Source organism: Polaromonas sp. (genome assembly GCF_036676035.1).
GTDB lineage: Bacteria > Pseudomonadota > Gammaproteobacteria > Burkholderiales > Burkholderiaceae_C > Polaromonas.
Map to the genome: position 1 here is coordinate 1 of NZ_JAKFDR010000048.1, position 22,323 is coordinate 22,323.

At 63.6% G+C, this 22,323-nt stretch carries 23 protein-coding genes; 6 read left to right on the top strand and 17 right to left on the bottom strand.

The window, feature by feature from the left end; translation table 11 throughout:
* Positions 1-73: 73 nt before the first annotated feature.
* From V6M61_RS07785 to V6M61_RS07795, 3 genes are all read right to left on the bottom strand, one after another.
* The gene (locus V6M61_RS07785) at positions 74-400 is read right to left on the bottom strand and encodes a type II toxin-antitoxin system RelE/ParE family toxin (protein ID WP_332775998.1); all 327 of its coding nucleotides are present in this window, start codon (positions 398-400) and stop codon (positions 74-76) included.
* A 163-nt stretch (positions 401-563) separates the two neighbouring features.
* Positions 564-1,406: a DUF2726 domain-containing protein gene (locus tag V6M61_RS07790; protein ID WP_332775999.1), complete on the bottom strand. Its 843-nt coding sequence runs from the start codon at positions 1,404-1,406 to the stop codon at positions 564-566.
* 197 nt (positions 1,407-1,603) lie between these two features.
* The gene (locus V6M61_RS07795) at positions 1,604-2,938 is read right to left on the bottom strand and encodes a hemolysin family protein (protein ID WP_332776000.1); all 1,335 of its coding nucleotides are present in this window, start codon (positions 2,936-2,938) and stop codon (positions 1,604-1,606) included.
* 24 nt (positions 2,939-2,962) lie between these two features.
* Between V6M61_RS07795 and V6M61_RS07800 the strand changes: the two genes are divergently transcribed.
* Positions 2,963-3,808 carry a symmetrical bis(5'-nucleosyl)-tetraphosphatase gene (locus V6M61_RS07800; protein ID WP_332776001.1) on the top strand — a complete coding sequence of 282 codons (846 nt, stop codon included), beginning with the start codon at positions 2,963-2,965 and terminating at the stop codon, positions 3,806-3,808.
* A 107-nt stretch (positions 3,809-3,915) separates the two neighbouring features.
* Here the strand turns inward: V6M61_RS07800 and V6M61_RS07805 are convergent, their stop codons facing one another.
* Positions 3,916-5,370, bottom strand: a complete 1,455-nt coding sequence (locus tag V6M61_RS07805) for a DEAD/DEAH box helicase (RefSeq protein ID WP_332776002.1) — start codon at positions 5,368-5,370, stop codon at positions 3,916-3,918.
* 335 nt (positions 5,371-5,705) lie between these two features.
* Between V6M61_RS07805 and V6M61_RS07810 the strand changes: the two genes are divergently transcribed.
* Positions 5,706-6,383, top strand: coding sequence for a DUF4136 domain-containing protein (locus V6M61_RS07810; RefSeq protein WP_332776003.1), 678 nt, complete (start codon positions 5,706-5,708; stop codon positions 6,381-6,383).
* 32 nt (positions 6,384-6,415) lie between these two features.
* Here V6M61_RS07810 and V6M61_RS07815 read toward each other — a convergent pair whose 3' ends face one another.
* Positions 6,416-6,637 carry a hypothetical protein gene (locus V6M61_RS07815; protein WP_332776004.1) on the bottom strand — a complete coding sequence of 74 codons (222 nt, stop codon included), beginning with the start codon at positions 6,635-6,637 and terminating at the stop codon, positions 6,416-6,418.
* Positions 6,638-6,735: 98 nt separating this feature from the next.
* Between V6M61_RS07815 and V6M61_RS07820 the strand changes: the two genes are divergently transcribed.
* Positions 6,736-7,695: a delta(1)-pyrroline-2-carboxylate reductase family protein gene (locus V6M61_RS07820; RefSeq protein ID WP_332776005.1), complete on the top strand. Its 960-nt coding sequence runs from the start codon at positions 6,736-6,738 to the stop codon at positions 7,693-7,695.
* Between the two features lie 16 nt (positions 7,696-7,711).
* On the opposite strand, the gene V6M61_RS07825 is transcribed toward V6M61_RS07820, so the two are convergent.
* Positions 7,712-7,891, bottom strand: a complete 180-nt coding sequence (locus tag V6M61_RS07825; RefSeq protein WP_332776006.1) for a hypothetical protein — start codon at positions 7,889-7,891, stop codon at positions 7,712-7,714.
* Positions 7,892-7,902: 11 nt separating this feature from the next.
* Between V6M61_RS07825 and V6M61_RS07830 the strand changes: the two genes are divergently transcribed.
* A complete protein-coding gene (locus tag V6M61_RS07830; protein ID WP_332776007.1) occupies positions 7,903-8,187 on the top strand; it encodes a hypothetical protein in 285 nt (94 codons plus the stop codon).
* A 49-nt stretch (positions 8,188-8,236) separates the two neighbouring features.
* Here V6M61_RS07830 and dcd read toward each other — a convergent pair whose 3' ends face one another.
* The 11 genes from dcd to V6M61_RS07885 all read right to left on the bottom strand — a co-directional run bounded on the left by dcd (position 8,237) and on the right by V6M61_RS07885 (position 19,686).
* Positions 8,237-8,803 carry a dCTP deaminase gene (gene dcd, locus V6M61_RS07835; RefSeq protein ID WP_332776008.1) on the bottom strand — a complete coding sequence of 189 codons (567 nt, stop codon included), beginning with the start codon at positions 8,801-8,803 and terminating at the stop codon, positions 8,237-8,239.
* Positions 8,804-8,941: 138 nt separating this feature from the next.
* Positions 8,942-10,243: a guanine deaminase gene (gene guaD, locus V6M61_RS07840; RefSeq protein WP_332776009.1), complete on the bottom strand. Its 1,302-nt coding sequence runs from the start codon at positions 10,241-10,243 to the stop codon at positions 8,942-8,944.
* A gap of 55 nt (positions 10,244-10,298) precedes the next feature.
* Positions 10,299-10,661, bottom strand: a complete 363-nt coding sequence (locus V6M61_RS07845; RefSeq protein WP_332776010.1) for a 6-pyruvoyl trahydropterin synthase family protein — start codon at positions 10,659-10,661, stop codon at positions 10,299-10,301.
* Positions 10,658-11,302, bottom strand: coding sequence for a 7-carboxy-7-deazaguanine synthase (queE, locus tag V6M61_RS07850; protein WP_332776011.1), 645 nt, complete (start codon positions 11,300-11,302; stop codon positions 10,658-10,660). The genes V6M61_RS07845 and queE overlap by 4 nt, the downstream gene beginning before the upstream one ends.
* Before the next feature lie 162 nt (positions 11,303-11,464).
* Positions 11,465-12,706: a YbfB/YjiJ family MFS transporter gene (locus V6M61_RS07855; RefSeq protein WP_332776020.1), complete on the bottom strand. Its 1,242-nt coding sequence runs from the start codon at positions 12,704-12,706 to the stop codon at positions 11,465-11,467.
* A 10-nt stretch (positions 12,707-12,716) separates the two neighbouring features.
* Positions 12,717-13,757 carry an adenosine deaminase gene (locus tag V6M61_RS07860; RefSeq protein WP_332776012.1) on the bottom strand — a complete coding sequence of 347 codons (1,041 nt, stop codon included), beginning with the start codon at positions 13,755-13,757 and terminating at the stop codon, positions 12,717-12,719.
* A 57-nt stretch (positions 13,758-13,814) separates the two neighbouring features.
* Complete coding sequence (locus tag V6M61_RS07865; protein ID WP_332776013.1) at positions 13,815-14,969, bottom strand: BMP family ABC transporter substrate-binding protein; 1,155 nt, start codon at positions 14,967-14,969, stop codon at positions 13,815-13,817.
* Positions 14,970-15,013: 44 nt separating this feature from the next.
* The gene (locus V6M61_RS07870) at positions 15,014-15,934 is read right to left on the bottom strand and encodes an ABC transporter permease (protein WP_332776014.1); all 921 of its coding nucleotides are present in this window, start codon (positions 15,932-15,934) and stop codon (positions 15,014-15,016) included.
* Positions 15,934-17,061 (bottom strand): ABC transporter permease, encoded by a 1,128-nt coding sequence (locus tag V6M61_RS07875; protein ID WP_332776015.1) that lies wholly within the window; start codon positions 17,059-17,061, stop codon positions 15,934-15,936. The genes V6M61_RS07870 and V6M61_RS07875 overlap by 1 nt, the downstream gene beginning before the upstream one ends.
* A complete protein-coding gene (locus V6M61_RS07880) occupies positions 17,054-18,673 on the bottom strand; it encodes an ABC transporter ATP-binding protein (protein ID WP_332776016.1) in 1,620 nt (539 codons plus the stop codon). The genes V6M61_RS07875 and V6M61_RS07880 overlap by 8 nt, the downstream gene beginning before the upstream one ends.
* A gap of 68 nt (positions 18,674-18,741) precedes the next feature.
* Positions 18,742-19,686, bottom strand: coding sequence for a LysR family transcriptional regulator (locus V6M61_RS07885; protein WP_332776017.1), 945 nt, complete (start codon positions 19,684-19,686; stop codon positions 18,742-18,744).
* 107 nt (positions 19,687-19,793) lie between these two features.
* Between V6M61_RS07885 and V6M61_RS07890 the strand changes: the two genes are divergently transcribed.
* On the top strand, positions 19,794-21,563 hold the full coding sequence (locus V6M61_RS07890) for a xanthine dehydrogenase small subunit (protein WP_332776018.1): 1,770 nt from the start codon (positions 19,794-19,796) through the stop codon (positions 21,561-21,563).
* The coding region (locus tag V6M61_RS07895) for a molybdopterin cofactor-binding domain-containing protein (RefSeq protein ID WP_332776019.1) at positions 21,560-22,323 on the top strand (764 nt) is incomplete at its 3' end. The genes V6M61_RS07890 and V6M61_RS07895, both read left to right, overlap by 4 nt.

The window sequence follows — 22,323 nt, forward strand, 5'->3', positions numbered from 1 at the left end:
ATATATGCGGCAGCTTCGGTCGGGTCGGTCAGCGCCTTTAATGTGGCCTGTTCATAACTCTTGTCGCGTGTGTTCATGCTTTACCCCGTTTCTTCCAGTCGGCCAAATACGTCAGGGCCTGTTTGATGGTTTTGTCCTGCTCGTTCTTATCGCTTCCACACAGCAGCAGCACTATCACCGGCCCCTGTCGGCTCAAAAACACTCGATAGCCGGGCCCGTGGTCTATGCGCAGTTCCAGCACACCATCGCGCAGGGGCTTGCAGTCGCCAAAGTTCCCGGCCTGCAACCGAGTCACTCTTGCCCGAATACGTGCCCGCCCTTGTGCGTCCTTCAAAGCATTGAGCCATTCCTCGAACGGTGCCCGGCCTGTTTCGTCGGTGTAGATGCGAATATCTGACATGGTATCTTAAAAAGCACCGCTTGTCTTACTTCACCACACGCAGGCCAGTCGGTGCGCTGTGGTGGTCAAGTTTTTCTCGGGCACATGAATAGCTTGTTTGGCTGCCTTTCGATAATGGCTTGACCCTGAGCTACGAGCGCTTTTCTTTCCCTGAAGCCCCGTCTTAGCGCTTACCACCATCCGGCTGCTGTGCGTCTTCCTGCATGATGAAAGAGTCTTCCCACTGCACCGCAAAATCGTGATCCGCGTTGTCCTGCACAATGCCCGAGCCGGTGCTCAGTGAGTCGAAATTGGTAAAGCGTATCTTGCGGTTGCGCTCCAGCTTGGCCCGCAGGCTGTTTCGAGCTTCAGCCATGGCGGCCATATCGATCCCGTGATGGTCATGGTCATCCAGGACGGCCCCGCTGGCCGAACGCATGGTGTCGGGCACGGTGGCCAGCGCCTCAAACTCGGCGTCCACCGGATCAGCCAAGGGCGGCTCCTCCATCACAGCGGGTTCGTCATCCGACAGATCGATTTCTCCCAGGAACGCGGAACGCACGGCCTCCAGCGTGGGCAGATTGCTGGCGCGCACCACGGCATAGGCGATGCCGCACTCCGCAAAGAGCTTTTGCTTGAGGTCGCGGTTGCTGGCCTTGAGCCCCTGGGGACCGGGCACATCCAGGCAGCCGATGACTGTCCCGTCGGCGGCGCAAACCGTGAAGGTGCAATAGACACCGTTCAGCAATTCATGTGAGCGCTTCCCCTCGGCCACGGTCCGTGGCGACATGAAACGGATGACCGGGATTTTGACCAGCGCATGGTGGTCGAAAAAAGCGCGCTTAAGCCAGTGCCAGACCTCGTGCTCCACATCCGTGAGGAGAGGCCGCGCCTGGAGCTGCCATTGGGCGGGGATGCGCCTTTTATTCTTCGCGGCGCGTGCCACCCAGTTGCGGTGGCAGGCCGCACCCACTGCCAATCCAGACACGGCCGTCAAGACCAGTGCCAACACGAATGAACTAAACATGAGCGCCCTACTTTTTTCTTGCAGTTTAAACACAGCCCGAAAAAAGTTACAACTGTTTACGCATTGAATGTTGTGGCAGTGTCTCAAAGATAAGACGAGCCCCGCTTGCGGCAGGGCAGCCATTCTTCAATGGGGTCCCCATGGGGCGTGAATGTGATGCGAATGGCCCGCGCAAGCCATTGGGGCCGCGGCCTTTACTACTTGGCAGGTTCGACAGTGGGACTGGCCAGCACCTTGTCGATGCGTTTTCTATCGAGGTCCAGCACTTCAAAGCGCCAGCCCACGCACTCGACATGCTCGCCCGTCTGCAACAGGCGACCTGAAACGCTTTGGAGCAGGCCCGCCACCGTGTTGTAGCGCCCCTTGTCCTCTTCCGGCAGCTCCTTGATGTCGAGCCGGGCCTTGAGTTCCGAGACGGGCATCACGCCGTCGATCAGCCAGCTGCCATCGGCACGCTGCGTGGCCCAGGCATCGACTTGGGCGTCGGGCTGCAGCTCGCCGGTGATGGCCTCCAGCATGTCCATGGGCGTGACCAGGCCCTGCACCACGCCATACTCGTCCACGACAAAGACGATGCGGCTGGACTTGGCGCGAAACTGCTCCAGCAATTCCATGCCGGTGAGTGTTTCGGGCACAAACACGGCTGGCACCGCATAGGCGCCAATACGGTCTGCCACGGAAGGGGCCGACCCCACATCGGCCGTGGAGCCCGTCGGCTGAATCTGCCCGCGCAGCGCCAGCAGCTTGGCTACATTGACCACGCCCACCACGTCGTCCAGGCTGCCGCGGCACACCGGGTACCACGAGTGGCCGGTCGCGCCGGCTTTGTCAATGGCCTGTGCCACGGTGTCGGATGCATCGAGCCACTCGATGTCGGAGCGCGGGAGCATCAGCGAGGTCAACAAACGGTCGTCCAGCAAAAACACGTTTTGCACCATCTGGTGCTCGTGCTCTTCGATCAGGCCGGCATCCACGCCCTCTTCAAGGCTGGCGGTAATTTCCTCCTCGGTCACGGCGCGTTCGGCGGCGTTGTCAACGCGCAGCAGCTTGAGGGTGGCATGGGTGCTGAAAGTGAGCAGCCTGACAAAAGGCTTGGCAGCAGTGGCCACCCACATCATGGGGCGCGAGATCAGCCGCGACACGGTTTCGGGATAGATCTGGCCGATGCGTTTGGGCACCAGCTCGCCAAACACAATCGTGATGAAGGTGATGATGGTCACCACCAGTGCCGTGGCCGAAATGTTGGCGGCGCGCTGCGGGGCCCCGAAGCTCTGGATCAGCGCCGACAGGTCATCGCTGAAGGCCGCCTCACCAATAATGCCGTTGAGCATACCGATGGAGGTGATGCCGACCTGCACCGAGGACAGGAACTGGGTGGGGTTGTCGAGCAGGCCCAGTGCCGCATGCGCCCCCTTGTCTCCCGACTCCGCCATTGCGGTCAGCCGGGCCTTGCGGCTGGCGGCCAGCGCCATCTCGGACATGGCGAACACGCCATTGAGCAGCGTTAAAAAGGCGATGAGGATGAAATCCATGAATCCAGAGGCAAAATGAACACCATGGCACTTTACTGTATTGGCGACCTGCAAGGTTGCAATGAACCCTTTCAGCGCCTGCTGCAAAAAATTGACTTCTCACCCAGCCGCGACACGCTGTACCTGCTGGGCGATCTGGTCAACCGCGGCCCGCACTCGCTGGCCATTTTGCGCCACCTGAGCCGCTTGGGCGATGCCGCGCAGTCCCTGCTGGGCAACCACGACCTGCATTTGCTGGCCTTGTGGCAGGGCATGGGCAAGCTGCACCACAGCGATACCGCGCAAGACATCCTGCAGGCCAGCGACCGCGGTGCCCTGCTCGACTGGCTGCGCCACCGCAACATGGCCATTCATGCGCACGGCTGGCTGATGGTGCATGCCGGCGTGCTGCCCCAGTGGAGCACCGCCAAAACCCTGGCGCTGGCGGCCGAGGTGGAGCAGGCGCTACGCGGGTCCGATTTAAAGGGGTTTTTAAGCGGCATGTACGGCAACGCCCCTTACCAGTGGCACGATGGCCTGCAGGGCGCGGACCGGCTTCGGGTGGTGGTCAATGCGCTGACGCGCTTGCGCTTTTGCACCCCGGAGGGCGTGATGGAGTTCGCCACCAAGGAGGGCGCAGAGGCTGCAAAGCATGGCTACCTGCCGTGGTTTGATGTGCCGGGGCGCCAAACCGAAGGCACGCCGGTAATGTTTGGCCACTGGTCAACGCTCAAGGCGCATGACGCCCAGAAACCCGGTAGCCAACTGCTGCCGCTGGACACCGGCTGTGTGTGGGGCGGTTGCCTGACAGCCGCCAAACTCGGGGCGACGCCTGCCGAGTACGAGCTGATCTCGGTGGCCTGCGCGCAGGCGCAAAACCCCTTGCCCTAGTCTTCCCGTTCTTCCCGTTCGCGTTGAGCCTGTCGAAACGCCCTCTTTTGGGAAAGGCTTCGCCCCTTCGACAAGCTCAGGACAGGCCAAGCTCAGCCCGAACGGACTTATGCGGAAGTTCCTTGGCTGGCTGTCTTGAACAGGGCAGCGACTTTTTTCTTGGGCTTGATGTTGGCCGACACGCTGCTGCGCGGTGCACTTGACTTGACAGCCGCTTCCCACGCCGGCTGGGCTTCCACGGGCAGGCTGGCCTCATAGGGCTGATCGAAGAACGGATCGCGCGGCGCGGCCTGACGATGGGGCGCGTACTCGCGCCGCTCACGGCGTTCGCGGGGCTCGCGCACATCGCCGCCGTCACCGTCACGGTACATCCTGCGGCCGTCGTTGATGCGGCCCTGCTCGCTGATGCGTGGCCGGTCTTCGTCGAACTCGACCGGCTCCAGCTCGATCTTGGTCTTGATGAGTTTTTCAATGTCCGCCACCAGGCGGACATCGCTGCTGGCCACAAAGCTCACCGCCAGGCCGGAAGCGCCGGCACGGCCGGTGCGGCCAATGCGGTGCACATAGTCTTCGGCATTGAAGGGCACGTCGAAGTTGAAAACCGCCGGCACGTCCTTGATGTCCAGGCCGCGGGCGGCCACGTCGGTGCACACCAGCAAATCCACCTCGCCTTTTTTGAAGGCTTCGAGGGCCTTCAGGCGTTCGTCCTGGCTCTTGTCGCCATGCAGGGCGGTGGTTTTCAGGCCTTCGCGCTCCAGCGAGCGCGCCAGCCGGGCACAGCCGAGCTTGCTGTTGACGAAGACAAAGGCCTGTTTCATGCCGCGCTGGCGCAGGATCTGGTGCAAAACGCGGCGCTTGTCGTCAGCGCCCACGCTGTAGAAATGCTGCTCGACCGTGGAAGCCGTGGCATTGGAGCGCGCCACCTCAATCGTCACCGGGTCTTGCAGGTAGCTCGATGCCAGGCGCTTGATTTCGGGCGAGAACGTGGCGGAGAACAGCAGCGTGGTGCGCTGCTTGGGCAGGTAGCTCAAAATGCGCTGCAGATCCGGCAGGAAGCCGATGTCCAGCATGCGGTCGGCTTCGTCGAGCACCACGTACTCGACCTGGTTGAGCACCGCATTCTTGGCTTCAATATGGTCCAGCAGACGCCCGGGCGTGGCCACCAGCACCTCCACCCCGCCCTTGAGCTCCAGCGTTTGCGGCTTCATGTCCATGCCGCCAAACACCACGGCGCTGCGCAAATTGGTGTGCTTGGCGTAGAGCTTGACCTGTTCGGCCACCTGCACAGCCAGCTCGCGCGTCGGCAGCAGCACCAGCGCCCGCACCGGGTGGCGGGCGGGGGACATCGAGGCGTTCTCGTGCTTGAGCAGGCGCTGCAGCAACGGCAGCGAAAAAGCAGCGGTTTTACCGGTCCCGGTCTGGGCGGCGCCCATCACGTCTTTGCCCTGCAGAACCACCGGAATGGCCTGCTCCTGGATAGGCGTCATGGTTTCGTAGCCCATTTCGGCTACGGCGCGGGCCAGCGGTTCTGCCAGCGAAAGATTGGAAAAAGATGAGGTCATTTAGCCCTCTATTGTCGCACTTTGGGCTAAATGGCCGGTTTCGGGGTTATAGGGGCCCGCAGGCAGCCCTGACGAAGGGTTTCCCGGCCGCTTCAAAAAACCTTAATTGCTATCAATTAAATAGCTAACAACTCAGTAAAACAAAGGGTTGCAGCCTTATTTATTATAAATTCCGGGCGCTAAAGGTAGCGCAGCCCCTGACGCTGCCGCCCTGCTGGCCGCCACCTTCGCGAAGGTCTTCGATGTCGCCGGGCTCCCGATTGCCTTCCCATTTCATCTTTCTGTCAGACCACCCAGCACCGGAACAATTTCGGGCCGCCTGGCGTCTACAGTGAATGAACCGCAGACTCCCCCGCTTTCGTGTGTGCATGGCTTGGCTGGTGGCCGCCTTGCTGACGGCCTGCGCCAGCCCCATCGTCACCAAAGTAACGAACTTCAACCAGTGGCCCGCCGATGCCATGGGCAGCAGCTTCAGCTTCATCGCGCCGCCGGTCAGCCCGTTTGGCAAACCCCATGATCTGGAGCAAGCCACTTACGAAAACCATGTGCGGCTTGAACTGGAAAAACAGGGGCTCAGGCGCGCCCCAGCCGGCCAGCCGGGGCGTCTGCTGGCCGAGCTCAGCACGGTCAACCAGACCCAGCAGCGAACGTATTTGCAGCCGATTTATGAAGACCCTCTGGTCTTCATCCCGCCCCACCACAATGCCGCAGGCCAATTCGTTCCCGGTTTCTGGGCACCGGGCCGCTTCGGCCCTGCCTATATCGGGGACCGGGTCGTACCCTACACGGTGCAGTTCAGCGAGCTCAGTCTGCGCCTGCTCGATACAAAAAACAGCCCGCCAGGCCAGCCGCGGGCGGTGTTTGAGTCCCGGGCCGTCTACGAAGGCGACGCCGATCTGCCCGCCATCGCGCCCTACCTGGTGCGCGCCGTGTTCGACGGGTTTCCCGGGCAGAACGGGCAGGTGCACCAGGTGAAATTTGACAGGGAAACCGGCGCATTGCTTAAAAAATGACCGCGCTGATCCGGCCGGCCGGAGCGGGACGCTCAGGGCTTGTCAGCGCCCGGCCGGGGCTCACGCACCAGCCGCCATGCCAGCCAGGCACCCCAGACCGCATTGGCCACGGCAAACCCGGCGACCAGCAGCAGGCCCAGCGTATTGAGTGGCCGGTTTTGCACAATCCAGGCCAGCGCCATCGACAGGGTATTGAGCGCCACCATCATCCAGAACAAGGGGTTGCGGGGCTGGAACAGACGGGTCAATTTCATGGCAGCGTGGACAGGCTCTTAAAGCATTGATGCTAACGCCTGCGGCCAGGCTGCCGGCAAAATGACCGCCTGAGGCCGCCTGATTTACCATCAGCCCTATGTCCCCAGCACCTCCCACTTCCCCGCTCCCAGGGCTGCTCGACCCCGCCCAGACCGCAGCCCGCCTGCCCTGGTCCGCCCTGATGGCAGAGATCACCCGCCTGCTGCACGATGACGCGGCCCAGGTGCCACCGCGTCTGGTGCAGGCCCTGCCCGGCGGCGGCAGCCTGCTTGTGATGCCCGCATTCGACAGTCAGGTGGCCATCACCAAGCTGATCACCTTCACGCCGGCCAACGCGGGCCAAGGCATCGATGGCATGCAACGCGCAACGATCCAGGGCGACGTGGTGGTGTTTGACATTGCCACCGGCGAACGGCGGCTGATACTGGACGGCCCCACCATCACCGCACGCCGCACCGCCGCCGTGTCCCTGCTCGCCGCCCGGCGCCTGGCCCCCAACCCGCAAGGCCCTTTGCTGATCGTAGGCGCGGGCGTGCAAGGCAAAGCCCATCTGGAAGCTTTTGCCGAAGGTTTGAGCATCAAAGAAGTGGTGATCGCCTCCCGCAGTGCGTCCAGTGCGGAAAGGCTCGCACAGCACGCGCAATCGCTGGGCCTGCAGGCCCGCGTGACGCAAGACGCCAATGCCGCGCTGGCCGACTGCCCGCTGGTCGTGACCTGCACGCCGGCCAACGCCGTGGTGCTCAGCGCCCTGCCGCGCAGCGACGCCTTTATCGCCGCTGTCGGTGCCTTCACGCCGCAGATGGTGGAGCTGAGTCCGGCGCTGTGCCAACATTTCGCAGCGCAAGGCACCGTGTTTGTGGACACGGCTGATGCCGGGCACGAGGCCGGCGATTTGCTGCAGGCGGGGCTGGACGTGAGCCGCTTTGCCACGCTGGCCGATGTGGTGCGGCAAGGCATTCAAAAACCCGCCGGGCCGGTGCTGTTCAAAAGCTGTGGCTGGGCGGGCTGGGATTTGGCGGCGGCACGGACAGCGTTGCAGCCGTTGCAAAAAAACTGACCTGGTTTGGCACCTGTTATTCGGCCAGCGGCTGCATCACGCGCAGCAGCGCGTTGGCATCTGGCGCCAGCACATGGTTGGCCACGAAGCTGTTTTGCGAGTCCGGCTCCAGTGCATATGGCGGCGCCCATAGTGTTGATACGCCACCCCTCATGAAAAGGCCGCCGCAATGGCGGATGCTCCAAGACTGTTCCATTGGAGTGAACCATGAAACGAGCAAACGCAATGTTATGGATCGTGCTGGCAAGCAGCCTGCCCGCAGGCGCAACCTGGAGCCAAGCCGCGACCGACCCCGGCCAGCAAGCCCAGTGCCGGGCCGAAGTGTCCAGGTTCGAGCAGGCCATCGGCTACATCCGCCAGACCCAGGGCAACCAGGCGGCATCGGACCTCAAGGAAAAGCTGCTGCCGGCCAAGCTGGAAAACGAGATTCTGTTCAAGGACGGCTACTGCGGTTTGGCGCGACATCTGCGCGACAAGAAGCTCCATCGCTAGCGATCTATTTCCTTGCGCCAACGCACGGGCAGCCCCATCAAAAGCCGGGTCACGCCTTCGGCAGCGTCACCCCATGCTGCCCCTGGTATTTGCCGCCGCGGTCCTTGTAGCTGGTCTCGCAGACTTCGTCGCTCTCAAAGAACAGCACCTGGGCGCAGCCTTCGCCGGCGTAAATCTTGGCGGGCAATGGCGTGGTGTTGGAGAACTCCAGCGTCACATAGCCTTCCCACTCGGGCTCGAAGGGCGTGACGTTGACGATGATGCCGCAGCGGGCGTAGGTGCTTTTGCCCAGGCAGATGGTCAGCACGTTGCGCGGAATGCGGAAGTATTCGAGCGTGCGCGCCAGCGCGAAGCTGTTGGGCGGGATGATGCAGACATCATCATGAAAATCGACAAAGCTTTTCTCGTCGAAGTTCTTCGGGTCCACCACCGTGCTGTGGATGTTGGTGAACACCTTGAACTCGGGGGCGCAGCGGATGTCGTAGCCGTAACTGCTGGTGCCGTAGCTGATGATCTTCCTGCCGTCGGCCTGGCGGATCTGGCCGGGCTCGAAGGGCTCGATCATGCCGGTGGTCTCTGCCATGCGGCGTATCCATTTGTCGCTTTTGATGCTCATTCGGGAGGTTCCTCAGGTTGGCTAGATTGTAGGCAAGCCATGGAACGCGCCGACAAACGCAATTCGCTATGAATTTAATAGCTTATTGCGCCCGTGAATAAAGGGCCGGAGGCAAATTTCGCCTCTAAAACCGCCAAATCAGGCTGATTCCGCCTGCGAAATGACGGTTTTCTCGATCAGGCGGTCATCGCCCAGCACGATCAGGGCAAACAGCAGTTCGTCCAGGTTGTTGGCCTGGGCCGTTTTGCGCGCCAGCAGCGGTGTGGCCTGCGGGTTGAGCACCACGAAGTCGGCTTCGCAGCCGGGCTGCAGGTTGCCCACCACGCCTTGCAGGCCCAGCGCCTGCGCGGCGCCGGCGGTGTGCTGCCACCACAGGTGCTGCGGGCTTAATGACAGGCCGGGCTTGGTCTGCAAGCCTTCAACGGTAGTACGGCCCACGTAGTAGGCCGCCAGCATGGTGTGAAACGGGCTGAAGCTGGTACCCCCGCCCACGTCGCTGGCCAGGCCGTACTGAAAGCCCACGCGGTCAGCGCCGGCGTAGTCAAAAAAGCCGCTGCCCAGAAACAGGTTGCTGGTGGGGCTGACGGCCGCCGCCGTGCCGGTGCTGCGCATCAGCGCGCGGTCGTCATCGTCGAAGTGGATGCAATGCGCGTAGATGGCGCGCGGCCGCAGCAGGCCGAAGTCGTCGTACACGCCCAGGTAGCTGCGCGCCCCGGGGTAGAGCTGGCGCACCCAGGCGATTTCGTCCTTGTTCTCGGCCACGTGGGACTGGACCCACACATCGGGGTATTGGGCAGCCAGTTCACCGGCGCCGCGCAACTGGGCCTCGCTGCAGCTGGGCACAAAGCGTGGCGTGATGGCGTAGCCCAACCGGTCCACGCCGTGCCACTTGTTGATCAACGCCTCGGTGTCGATCAGGCTTTTCTCGGTTTGATCGCGCACGCCATCGGGCGAGTTTTGGTCCATCAGGACTTTGCCGGTGATCAGGCGCAGGCTGTGCTTTTGCGCTTCGGTAAACAGTGCGTTGACGGATTCAGGGTGCGATGTGGCAAAGGTCAGGGCCGTGGTGACGCCGTTTCGCAGCAATTCCGCTATGAAAAATGTAGCTGCTTCTGCACTGTAATCGGGGGCTGAGAAGCGTTTTTCATGAGGAAAGGTGTAGTTCTCCAGCCAGGGCAGCAGGCCTTCGGCGGGTGAGCCGATCACGTCAAGCTGGGGGTAGTGAATGTGCATGTCCACAAAGCCCGGCGCGATGATCCGGCCCGGCCAGTGCTGCACCGCCACGCCCGGATAACGGCTGATTAGCTGCTGGTAGGGACCCACGGCCTGCACCACCTGCGTGCCCTGCTCGTTGGGGCCCACCACCAGCAAGCCATCTTCTTCAAAAGCGGCTTGTGCAGGACCAGAAAAAGACAGGATGGAGGCGCGGTAGGCTTTCATGGCGGCAAGGTTACCCCAGCATGTATGTTCGCCAATATGAGAAGGCAGATAAGGATTATTTGCTCAGTATGCAGCCATCGCCCATGGACTCGCGCCAGACGCGCACCGAGCTCAAGGCGGGCAGGTGCGGCGCCAGGTTCTGGAAAATGAAGCGGCACAGGTTCTCGAGCGTGGCCGGGCCCAGGCCGGCGACGTCGTCGAGCAAATGGTGGTCCAGCTGCTTGCGAAGCTGCTCGATCTCCTGCCGCACCAGGCCCAGATCAACCACCATGCCGGTGTGCGGGTCGGGCTGCCCGCTCAGAAACACCTCGGCGTTGTAGGTATGCCCATGGACGCGCAGGCTGCTGTCGGCTTCGATGTGCCGCTTGAGCGTGTGGGCCGCGTCAAAAAAGAACTTCTGGCTGATGGCGTAGTTCATCGGATGCCTGTGATTTTGTGGGTTTGCAGGCTCAGCCGCCATGCGGGCCGCGCCATGCACACCTCGATGCAGGCCTGCGTGTTGCGCTGCCGCTCGGGGTTGTCCATGGGCTGCAGGAAGCGATGGGTAAAGCGGGCGGCCTCCAGCTCCGCCAGATCAAAACCCGAAAAACTGGCTTGAGGCCACACCACCTTGAGCTCGTGGCCTTCGCGCTGCACCCAGGGGGCGCCGGCCTTGGGGCTGACGCAAATCCAGTCGATGCCGCTGGGGGCCGCTATCGTGCCATTGGTCTCCACCGCAATCTGAAAGCCACGTGCGTGCAGGGCGGCAATCAGCGCGTCATCCACCTGCAGCAGGGGCTCGCCGCCGGTCATCACCACAAAGCGGTGAGCCTGGTCGCCGGCCGGCCACTGCGCTTCGATCTGGCGGGCGAGCGCATCGGCGTCGGCAAACTTGCCGCCCAAGGTGCCGTCGGTCCCGACAAAGTCCGTGTCGCAAAACCGGCAGGTGGCCGTGGCCCGGTCCTGTTCGCGGCCCGACCACAGGTTGCAGCCGGCAAAGCGGCAAAAGACGGCCGGGCGCCCGGCGTTGGCGCCCTCACCCTGCAGGGTGTAAAAAATCTCTTTGACCTGGTAGCTCATGCTGCTCTCCGGGTGAATGCGGGAGGCAGGGAGCAAGCGGGAGATAAACAACAAGCGGCCACGAGCGTGGCTGCGAGGTTTTTATACATGGTAGTCCTCTACATGGCCCCGGAGTTGCAAAAACACCGGCACGCCGAGACAGCATGCCGGGAAGCGCTGATTTTACCGCGTCCCAGGGAGGATCGCTGGCCTGGCCCGGGGATGGACTTTGGCCATCCAGCAGTACACCACGGCGCCTGCCAGCAGTGCGGCGGCGGCCATTTCCAGCGACAGCGCAAAACCTTCGCCGGGACTGCGCATGCGCCTGAGCAGCAGGGCCACCAGCGGCGGACCCAGAATCTGCCCCACGCCATAGGTGGCTGTGAGCAAGCCCATGAAGCTGGCCGCGCCCACAGGGCGCAGGCGGCGCACCTCCTGCATCGCGAAATAAGTGATGGCCGTGAATGGCAGGCCCAGCAGCAGGCTGCCCAGGGCAAAGCCGGCCAGGCTGGGGCTCCACAGGCTGGTGGCAATGCCCAGCGCCTGCATCACATAACAGCCGGCCAGCAGGTAGCGGAAATCGCCGGTCACGGGGATGCGCGTGGCCAGCAAGGCCCCCACGATCACGCCCAGGCCGAAGATGGGCCAGAACAGGTCCAGCCAGGCCGAGCCCGGCAGGGCCGTGCGCGCAATGACCGGCAGAAAAGTGGCGGTGATGATGTAGCCAAAACCCGCCAGGCCATAGGCAAAGGTCAGCAGCGCCATCTCGCCGCGCCCATGCTCGCCGGCCTCGCCGTGTGCCGGGCTGGCCGGCGCGCTGCTGGCGACGTGGAGCCGCTCATCGCCGCCCCAAAAGGCGCGCCACACCAGCGCCGTAAGCGCAAAGGCCAGCCCGCCAAAAATCATCCAGCCTGCGGCGGACGTCCATCCCCAGGCCACCATGCCGCTGGCAAACAGGCCGCTCACGACAATGCCCGCCCCGGGGCCGGCGTAAATCACGCCGCCCAGGGCCGGCACGCCGAGCCGGGCCAGACGCGACAGGCACCAGCCCGAAGTGAACACAAACACCACGGCACTGGTCACCCCGGCCGCAAAGCGCAGGGCGGGCCATGCCGACGGAAACTGCCAGGCCATGCTGCAAGTCAGCACGGCCGTCATCACCAGACCTGCACGCACCAGCGAGGCGTAGGCCCACAAGGGAAGCTGCTTGAACCGGGCCCACAACCACGGCTGCAACGTGCAGGCGATGGCACCCAGCATGTAGCCCAGGTAGTTGGCACTGGCCAGCCAGCTTGCAGAGGGCAGATCGATCACGCCATCACTGAGCATCATGGGCAGCAAGGGCGTGAACGCAAAGCGCCCTATGCCCATGGCGACGGCCAGCGACACCATGCCTGCCAGCGCAACCAGCCAGGGGCCGGGCATGGCCTGCTTCTTACTGGAAGGATTCAAAGAAGCCGTCCAGCTGCTCGATGTGGCGGCGCTTCGCACTCGTGTCGATGAAGCTCGCCTCGAAACTGTTGCGCGCCAGCTGGTAGGCGTGCTGGGCGTTCAGATCCAGCGCGGCAAAGGTCTGCGTGAAGTTGTCATTCATGTAGCCGCCAAAGTAGGTCGGGTCGTCGGAGTTGACCGTGACAGCCAGTCCCGCGTCGAGCAGCTGGCGCAGGTTGTGGCTGGCCAGATCGGGAAACACACAGAGCTTGAGGTTGGACAGCGGGCACACGGTCAGCGCAATGCGATCCTGCGCAAGCCGGCGCATCAAGGCTGCATCCTTGCTGGCTTGCACGCCGTGGTCGATGCGTTCAACCTTGAGCACATCCAGCGCGGTCCAGACATAGGCCGGTGGCCCTTCTTCACCGGCATGCGCCACCAGGTGAAAGCCCAGCTCGCGGCAGCGCGCAAACACGCGCGCAAATTTTTCGGGCGGGTTGCCGACCTCGCCGGAATCGAGCCCAATGCCGATGATCTTGTCCCGAAACGGCAGCGCCTGCTCCAGCGTTTCAAACGCCTCTTCTTCACTGAGATGACGCAGAAAACACATGATCAGGGAAGCACTGATCCCCAAATCGGCCTGCGCATCGACACAGGCACGATGCAGGCCATGGATCACGGTTTCCATGCTGATGCCACGCGCAGTGTGCGTCTGCGGGTCGAAAAATAGCTCGGTGTGCGCCACGTTGTCGGCGGCGGCTTTGAGCAGATAGGCGCGCGCCATGTCGTAGAAGTCCTGCTCTTTCAAGAGCACGCTGGCGCCGGCGTAGTAGATGTCCAGAAAGCTCTGCAGGTTGGTGAACGCGTAGGCGCGGCGCAGCTCTTCCACGCTGCTGTACGGAATTGCGATGCCATTGCGCTGGGCCAGCGCAAAAATCATCTCGGGCTCCAGCGAGCCTTCGATGTGAATATGCAGCTCCGCCTTGGGCATGCGCCGCAGCAACTCGGGCAGGCGCTCAGGGGCAAGTGGTTTGACTTTGAACATAAAGGCTCCAAACTAAAAAGGCCGCGCACGCGCGGCCTTGGCATTCACAACAAAAATTTATTTCTTGTCGCCGCCCGGCACCTTGCCTTCCACACCCTTGACGTAGAAGCTGATGCCGCCCAGGAATTTGTCGTCAGCGACGGCGTCCTTGGCCAAAACTTCCTTGCCGGTGTTGTCCGTGATCGGGCCCTTCCAGATCGCGAAGGAGCCGTCGGTCAGGCCTTTCTTGATCTCGGCAATCTTGGCCTTGGTTTCTTCGGGCACGTCAGCCGCGATGGACACCATGTCAATCGCGCCTTCCTTCACGCCCCACCAGTGCTGGCCGGTCGCCCACTTGCCTTCCAGCGCATCACGCGTGGCCTTGATGTAGTACGGGCCCCAGTTGATGGCGGCCGAACCCAGGTGAGCCTTGGGGCCGTAGGCCGTCATGTCGGAGTCCCAGCCAAAGGCGCGCTTGCCCATTTTCTCGGCGGTCTGCAGCACGGCAGAGGAGTCGGTGTTTTGCATCAGCACGTCGGCGCCGCCGTTGATCAGCGAAGTGGCGGCTTCGGTTTCTTTCGGCGGGTTGAACCACTCGTTGATCCAGACCACCTTGGTCTTGACCTTGGGGTTGACCGATTGGGCGCCCAGCGTGAAGCTGTTGATGTTGCGGATGACTTCCGGAATCGGGATCGAGCCGACCACGCCCAGCGTGCCGGTCTTGCTCATCTTGCCGGCGATCACGCCTGCCAAGTAGGCGCCTTCGTAGGTGCGGCTGTCGTAGGTGCGCATGTTCTCGGCCGTCTTGTAGCCGGTGGCATGCTCGAACTTCACGTCCTTGGTGTCGGCGGCCACCTTGAGCATGGGCTCCATGTAGCCGAAGGTGGTGCCGAAGATCAGCTTGTTGCCCTGGCCCGCCATGTCGCGGATCACGCGCTCGGCGTCGGCCGACTCGGGCACTTTTTCCACGAAGCTGGTGACGACCTTGTCGCCGAATTCTTTTTCGACCGCCTTGCGGCCGTTGTCGTGGGCGAAGGTCCAGCCGCCGTCGCCGACCGGGCCGACATAGGCAAACGCGATCTTCAGCGGCTCGGGCTTGGCCGGGGCCGGCGCTGCAGCAGGTGCCGCCGGGGCAGGCGCCGGCTCCTCCTTCTTGCCGCAACCCACAAGGGCTGCTGCCACGGCGGACAGGGCCGCGACTTGGAGCAGGGAACGTTTCTTCAGGTCAGTCATGTCATTTCCTTATTTGAGGGGTTGCGACAGGAATAAAGGCTCGATTATGAGCCGGGATAAAAAGGTTTACCAAGCGATGCCGGCATGTTGATGCGAATCCAGGCCGGGTTGCGCGAGATCATGGCCAGCACCACGATGGTGGCGACGTAGGGCAGCATGCTCAGGAACTGGCTGGGCACTTCCACGCCCACGCCCTGCAAATGAAACTGCAGCATGGTCACACCGCCAAACAGGTAGGCTCCAAGCAACACCCGTGCCGGGCGCCAGGTGGCGAAGGTGGTGAGCGCCAGCGCGATCCAGCCCTTGCCCGCCACCATGCCTTCGACCCACAGCGGTGTGTAGATCACGGCGATGTAGGCGCCGGCCAGGCCGCACAGCGCACCGCCCACCACCACGGCGAGCAGACGGATGCGCCGCACCGGGTAGCCCAGCGCATGGGCCGACTCGGGCGATTCACCGACCGAGCGCAGCACCAGGCCGGCGCGCGAACGGTAGAGAAACCAGATCAGGCCGAACACCAGCGCGATGGTCAGGTACACCATGGGATGCTGGCGAAACAGGGCCGGGCCGACCAGCGGGATGTCGCCGAGCACGGGAATGGAAAACTGCGGCCGCTCCGGCAGCTTTTCCCGCACGTACTGGATGCCGGCAAAGGCCGAGAAGCCGGCGCCGAACAGGCTCAGCGCCAGCCCCGTGGCGTACTGGTTGGTGTTGAGCCAGATCACCAGCACGCCGAAGATGGCGGCCAGCAAGGCGCCCGCCCCCATGCCGGCGGCAAAGCCCAGCCAGTCGTTGCCGGTGTGGACCACGGTGGCAAAGCCGGCGATGGCCGCGCACAGCATCATGCCCTCGGCCCCGAGGTTGACGATGCCGGATTTTTCGTTGATCAGCAGCCCCAGGGCCGCGATGGCCAGCACGGTGCCCGCGTTAAGCGTGGCGGCCAGCAGCAATGCGTAGGATTCCATTATTTGCCTCCTTCCTGCACCGCAGTAGCCAGCGCCGGGCCGCTGGGCCGCGGGTGGTGGGTCCCCGATGAGGTGAATTTGAATTTGATGCGGTAGGCGATCAGGGTGTCGCAGGCCAGCAGCGTGAACAGCAGCAGGCCCTGGAACACGCCGGTCAGCGACTTCGGTAACCCCAGGCGCGACTGCGCGAGTTCACCGCCGATGTAGAACATGCTCATCAGGATGGCCGAAAACACCATGCCCACGGGATGGAGCCGCCCGACGAAGGCCACGATGATGGCGGCAAAGCCGTAGCCGGCCGGCACATAGGGCGTGAGCTGGCCAATCGGCCCGGCCACTTCCAGCGCCCCCGCCAGCCCGGCGGCGCCGCCGGAGGTCAGCAGGGCAATCCACAGGGCCTTGCGCGACGAGAAGCCCGCATAGCGCGCCGCTGCCGGGGCCAGGCCGCCGACCTGCTGGGCAAAACCAGCCCGGGTGCGGAACAGGAAGACCCACAGCGCGGCCACCCCCAGCAGGGCAATCAGCAGCCCTATGCTCACGCGCGAGCCCTGCATCAGCCGGGGAATCTGCGTGATGGCCTCGAAGGTCTTGGTCTGCGGGAAGTTGTAGCCCGCCGGATCCTTCCACGGGCCGTAGACCAGGAAGCTCAGCACCAGGTCGGCCACATAGACCAGCATCAGGCTGACCAGGATTTCGTTGGCGTTGAAGCGGTCGCGCAGCAAGGCCGTGAGGCCGGCCCAGGCCATGCCGCCCAGGATGCCCGCGAGCAGGATCGCCATGACGATCCAGCCACCGGTGCTCTTGTCGGCCAGCAGCGCCACGCCGCCGGCCACCACCGCGCCAACCACAAACTGCCCTTCGGCACCGATGTTCCACACATTGGAGCGGAAACACACGGCCAGGCCCAACGCGATGATGAGCAGCGGCGTGGCCTTGACCATGAGCTCGCCCACGGCGTAAGACGTCTTGATGGGCTCCCAGAAGAACACCTGCAAACCCTTGACCGGGTCCTTGCCCAAGACGGCAAACAGGATCACGCCGATGACGACGGTAATCAAGAGCGCCAGCAGGGGCGAGCTGTAGCTCCAGAACCTGGAGGCCTGGGGACGGGGTTCGAGCTTAAGCATGGGCCACCTCCAGACCGCCTTGGGGTCGCGCCGAGCCTGCCGACATGGCCGCTGGGGGCTCGCCAGGCCCTGAGCGCACGGGGGATTCCCAGAGTCCTGACATCCATTCTCCAATCTTGGTGACCGTGGCCTGGGCCCGGTTCATCGAGGGCGACAGCCGCCCCTTGGCAATCACATGCAGCCGGTCGCTGATTTCAAACAGCTCGTCGAGTTCTTCGCTGACCACCAGCACGGCGCAACCGGCATCGCGCAGCTTGAGGATTTCACCGCGGATTTGCGCCGAGGCCCCCACGTCCACGCCCCAGGTGGGTTGCGAGATGATCAGCAGCTTGGGATTGGCGTCGATCTCGCGGCCGACGATGAACTTCTGCAGGTTGCCGCCCGACAGCGACCTGGCCGCCGAGTTCGGCCCACCGGCCTTGACGTTGAAGCGCCGGATGATGTCCTGCGCCTGGGTTTCCAGGGCCTTGACATTGATCCAGCCGGGCAACCAGCGGGATTGGCCTATCGCGTTCGTGCGCGTGAGCATGAGGTTGTGCGCCAGGCCCAGCGTGGGCACGGCACCGCGCCCCAGCCGTTCTTCGGGCACGAAATGCACGCCCAGCGCCCGCCGGCGACCGGGGCCGAACTTGCCAACCTTCTTGTCAAACACCTGGATCATGGGCGCGGCGGCACGCGTGTCTTCGCCCGACAGCGCGTACAGCAGTTCCTTCTGGCCGTTGCCCGACACACCGGCAATGCCCACCACTTCGCCCGCGCGCACCTCCAGCGAGATGCCTTCGAGGTCCACGCCGAACTGGTCTTCGCGCGGCAGGTCCAGAGCCTGCACGCTCAATACGGTCTTGCCCGTTCTGACCTGGTGGTGCTCCAGCTCCGGCGGCTCGGCGCCAATCATCAGGCAGCTCAGCGAGGCATTGGTTTCCTGCTGCGGATTGCACACCCCCGTGACCACGCCGCCGCGCAGCACCGTGCAGGCCGTGCAGAGTTCGCGGATCTCATGCAGCTTGTGGCTGATGTAGAGAATGCTGCAGCCCTCGGAGACCAGTTGCTTGAGCACCACGAACAGCTTTTCCACCGCCTGCGGCGTCAGCACCGAGGTCGGCTCGTCGAGGATCAGCAGCTTGGGGTCGGTCAGCAGGGCGCGAATGATTTCCACCCGCTGCATCTCGCCCACGCTCAGGGTGTGAACCGGGCGCGCCGGGTCGATGTCCAGGCCGTACGCGCCGGCCTTGGCCGTGATGCGCTGCGTGACTTCGGGCAGGCTCAGGCTTTTTTCGAGCCCGAGCCAGACGTTTTCCGCCACGGTCAGGGTGTCGAACAGGCTGAAGTGCTGGAACACCATGCTGATGCCCAGAGCCCGCGCTTCCTGCGGGTTGCGGATGTGAACCGGTTTGCCGTTGAAATGCACCGTGCCTTCGTCGGGCTTGACCGAGCCGTAGATGATTTTCATCAGCGTGGATTTACCGGCGCCGTTTTCACCCAGGATGGCGTGGGCCACGCCGGGCGCTACGCTCAGCGACACGTCGCTGTTGGCCACCACGGCGGGGTAGCTCTTGGTGATGTTGGCCAGCTGCAACCGGGGTGGCGCGTGGGGGGAGGTGGGGATGTTCATGTCTCGCATTGTCTCTTGTCTATTTATAATAAATCGGCTTACCGCCGTTAACGAATGGTCATAGGGCGCTATTCTTTTCGTAGCGCCGCAGCAACCGACTTGACACGTTCGCGCAACCACTTGGCTGAGTTGGACGCGTGGGTTCGCTCATGCCAGAGCTGGTAGTACACCAGCTTGGGAAATTCAATCGGGCATTCCAGAATCTTCACGGGCAGCCGCCCTCCATGGTCCTCGGAATAGCGTTCGCAATACTGGCGGCCGGTGGTCAGCACCAACAGGCTGGCGGCCACCATGCCCGGAATCAGGCCGAAGTGCGGGCAGCGCGCCGTGATGTTGCGCCGCAGACCCAGGCTGTCCAGATGTTCGTCGATCACGCCCTTGGCGCCGGGATGGGTCGGCGTGGGGGCAATGTGCTCGGCTTCCAGCCAGGCCTGCTGGTCCCAGCCACGGCGCACGGCCGGGTGGCCCTTGCTGACCAGGCACACGACATCGTCTCCGAACAAGCGGCCCATGTGCAAGTCCTCCGACGGCTGGGCCCAGTTGCCGATCACGACATCGACATCGCCCTGCGCCAGATGGGCGTGGTAGTCGGAATCGGCCGACAGGGGCTGGATCTCGATGTGGCACAGCGGTGCCTGGGCCTTGATCTGCGAGACCAGCTGCGGCAGGAACAGCGGGTCGAGGTAGTCGCTGGCGGCTACCCGGAAAGTGTTGCGGGTGGTTTGCGGATCGAAGCCCCGAGCGTCGGTAAACAGCACTTCTGCGGCGCGCAGTATGCTGGCGCTGGGCTCTATCATGCGCAGCCCGGCATCGGTGGGCACCATGCCGGGGCCCGAACGCACCAGCAGGGGGTCGCCCGCCAGATCGCGCAGGCGCTTGAGCGCAGCCGACACGGCCGGCTGGTACATGCCCAGACGGATGGCGGCCCGAGAAACGCTGCGTTCGGTTAACACGGTGTGCAAGACCCTTATCAAGTGGAGGTCTATCTTGTCGAAAAGCGCTTGATCTCTCATACCTTTGCCTACATTCGTGTCATATACCAATGCTTATGGCGGCAAGGCGCATCTAGCCCTACCCTTGTACACCGCCCGGAACTTACAGACCAACAACCATCTGATTCATGGAAACCAAAACGATTCAATTCATCCGTCGCGGCGAGCTCGTCTCGCTGGGCAATGTACCACCCACGCGCACGCTGCTGGAAGTGCTGCGCGAGGATCTGTCCTGCACCGGCACCAAGGAAGGCTGCGGCGAAGGCGACTGCGGCGCCTGTACCGTTGTACTCGGTGAAGCGGCGGACGGCAAGCTCCAATACCGCGCCATCAACAGCTGCATCCGCCTGGCCCATTCCATAGACGGCATGGCACTGTGGACCGTGGAAGACCTGGCTGCCGACGATGGCATGCTGCACCCGGCCCAGGAGGCCATGGTGCATTGCCACGGTTCTCAGTGTGGCTTTTGCACGCCCGGTTTTGTGATGAGCCTGTTCGGCATGTACCAGAACCATATTGCCCCCACGCTTGCCACTTCGTGTGCTGCGCTGCCCCCCGAGGGGGCGCTGCGCCTGCGGCCCGGCAAAGCCGGTTCCGCGGCCCCTGCTGGTAGAGAGGCGGAAGACTCCCCCACGCTTGCCGCGTTCCAGCCCATCACGCGGGCGTTGGCGCAGGAGGAGCTTTCCGGCAACCTGTGCCGATGCACCGGCTACCGCCCCATCCTGGACGCGGCCCAGACCATGGCCCACTGGCCTGCCGTGCCGGTTGACGAAGCGGGTTTGCTGCAACAACTCAAGCAGATCGCGCCCCAGGCCCGTGGCGTCCAGGCCGGCTCTTCTTACTTCTCCCCCACCACGCTGGCCCAGCTGCTGTCCGCCCGCGCCAGCCACCCCGACGCGCAAATCGTGGCCGGCTGCACCGATGTGGGGCTGTGGGTTACCAAGATGCACATGCAATTCAGCAAAGTGCTGGACGTCACCCAGGTCAAGGAGCTGCGCCGCATCGAGCGCTATGACAACCATGTCGCCATCGGGGCCGCTGTACCCTTGACCGATGCCTTCGCCGCCCTGGTGGAAGACCGGCCGCAACTCAAGACCTTTGCCAGCCGCTTTGCCGGCCTGCCGGTGCGCAACTCCGGCACGATGGGCGGCAATGTGGCCAATGGCTCGCCGATTGGCGACTCCATGCCCCTGCTGATTGCCTTGGGCGCCAACGTGGTGCTGATGAGCGAAAGAGATGGGAAGATGGGCCACCGCGAGATGCCGCTGGAGCAGCTTTATACCGGTTACCGTAAAAACGTGATGGCACCGGATGAAGTACTGGCCTGGATCAAGGTACCGCTGCCGGGGAGCCCTGTCTTGCAGACCGCAGCCCGGTCTGAGCCCGGACTTCTTCACGCTGTCCAGACGCGCGCAGGCGCATCCGGAGCCGCAGCGTTCAGCCCCAGCCCTCTCCCAGGGGGAGAGGGGGAAAGACAAAGCGGTATGGCTCCCTCGCCCCTCTGGGGAGAGGGTTGGGGTGAGGGGCAGGAGTTGCTGCGCGCCTACAAGATCTCCAAGCGCTACGACGATGACATTTCCGCCGTCTGCCTGGTGCTCAACCTGCGCGTTGCAGGCGGCTTGGTCGAACACGTGTCTATAGGCGCTGGCGGCGTGGCCGCCATGCCGATGCGCGCGGTCCAGACCGAAGCCGCCCTGCGCGGCCAGCCCTGGACGCTGGCCACCGTGAAGCAGGCCACCGCCACGCTGCGCGGCGAGTTCCAGCCGATCTCCGACATGCGCGCATCAAGCGCCTACCGCAGCGAGGTGCTCGGCAACCTGATGCAGCGCTTCTGGCTTGAAAGCCAGGGCCTGCAGCAAATCAATCTGGAAAGTTTTGACGTGAAGGAGCTGGCATGAACGCCCCTGACAAACTCTTCACTGCTCCCGGCACGACCCACACCCATGCCTGCGGGGTATCCAAGGCGCACGAAAGCGCCGTGGCCCAGGTCGCAGGCAGAGCCAGCTACATCGACGACATTCCCGAGATCAAGGGCACGCTGTACGCCGCGCCCATCCTCTCGACCGTGGCCCATGGCCGGCTGCTGGGCGTGGATGCCAGCGCTGCGCTGGCCCTGCCCGGCGTGCACGACGTGATCTTGGCCAAGGACATCCCCGGCGACCCGATCCTCGCCACGTTTTCGCACGACGAGCCGATCTTCGCCACCACCCATGTCGAGCACATCGGCCAAGTCGTCGGCGTGGTGGTAGCCGACTCGGTAATGCTGGCGCGCCGCGCCGCACGCCTCGTCAAACTCGACATCGAAGCCCTGCCCGCCATTCTCACGGTGCAAGAAGCGCTCAAGGCCCAGAGCTATGTGCTGCCGCCGGTGTTCGTCAAGCGCGGCGATGCGGCCCAGGCGCTTGCCAGCGCGCCCCACACCCTGAGCGGCTCGTTCGAGATCGGCGGCCAGGAGCATTTCTACCTGGAAGGCCAGGTCGCCTATGCGCTGCCGCTGGAGCAAAACCAGTGGTGGGTCTACTCCAGCACCCAGCACCCCGGCGAAATCCAGCACTGGGTGGCGCATGCCCTGGGCCTCGCCAACCACGCGGTCAAGGTCGAGTGCCGCCGCATGGGCGGCGCCTTTGGCGGCAAGGAAACGCAAAGCGGCCACATGGC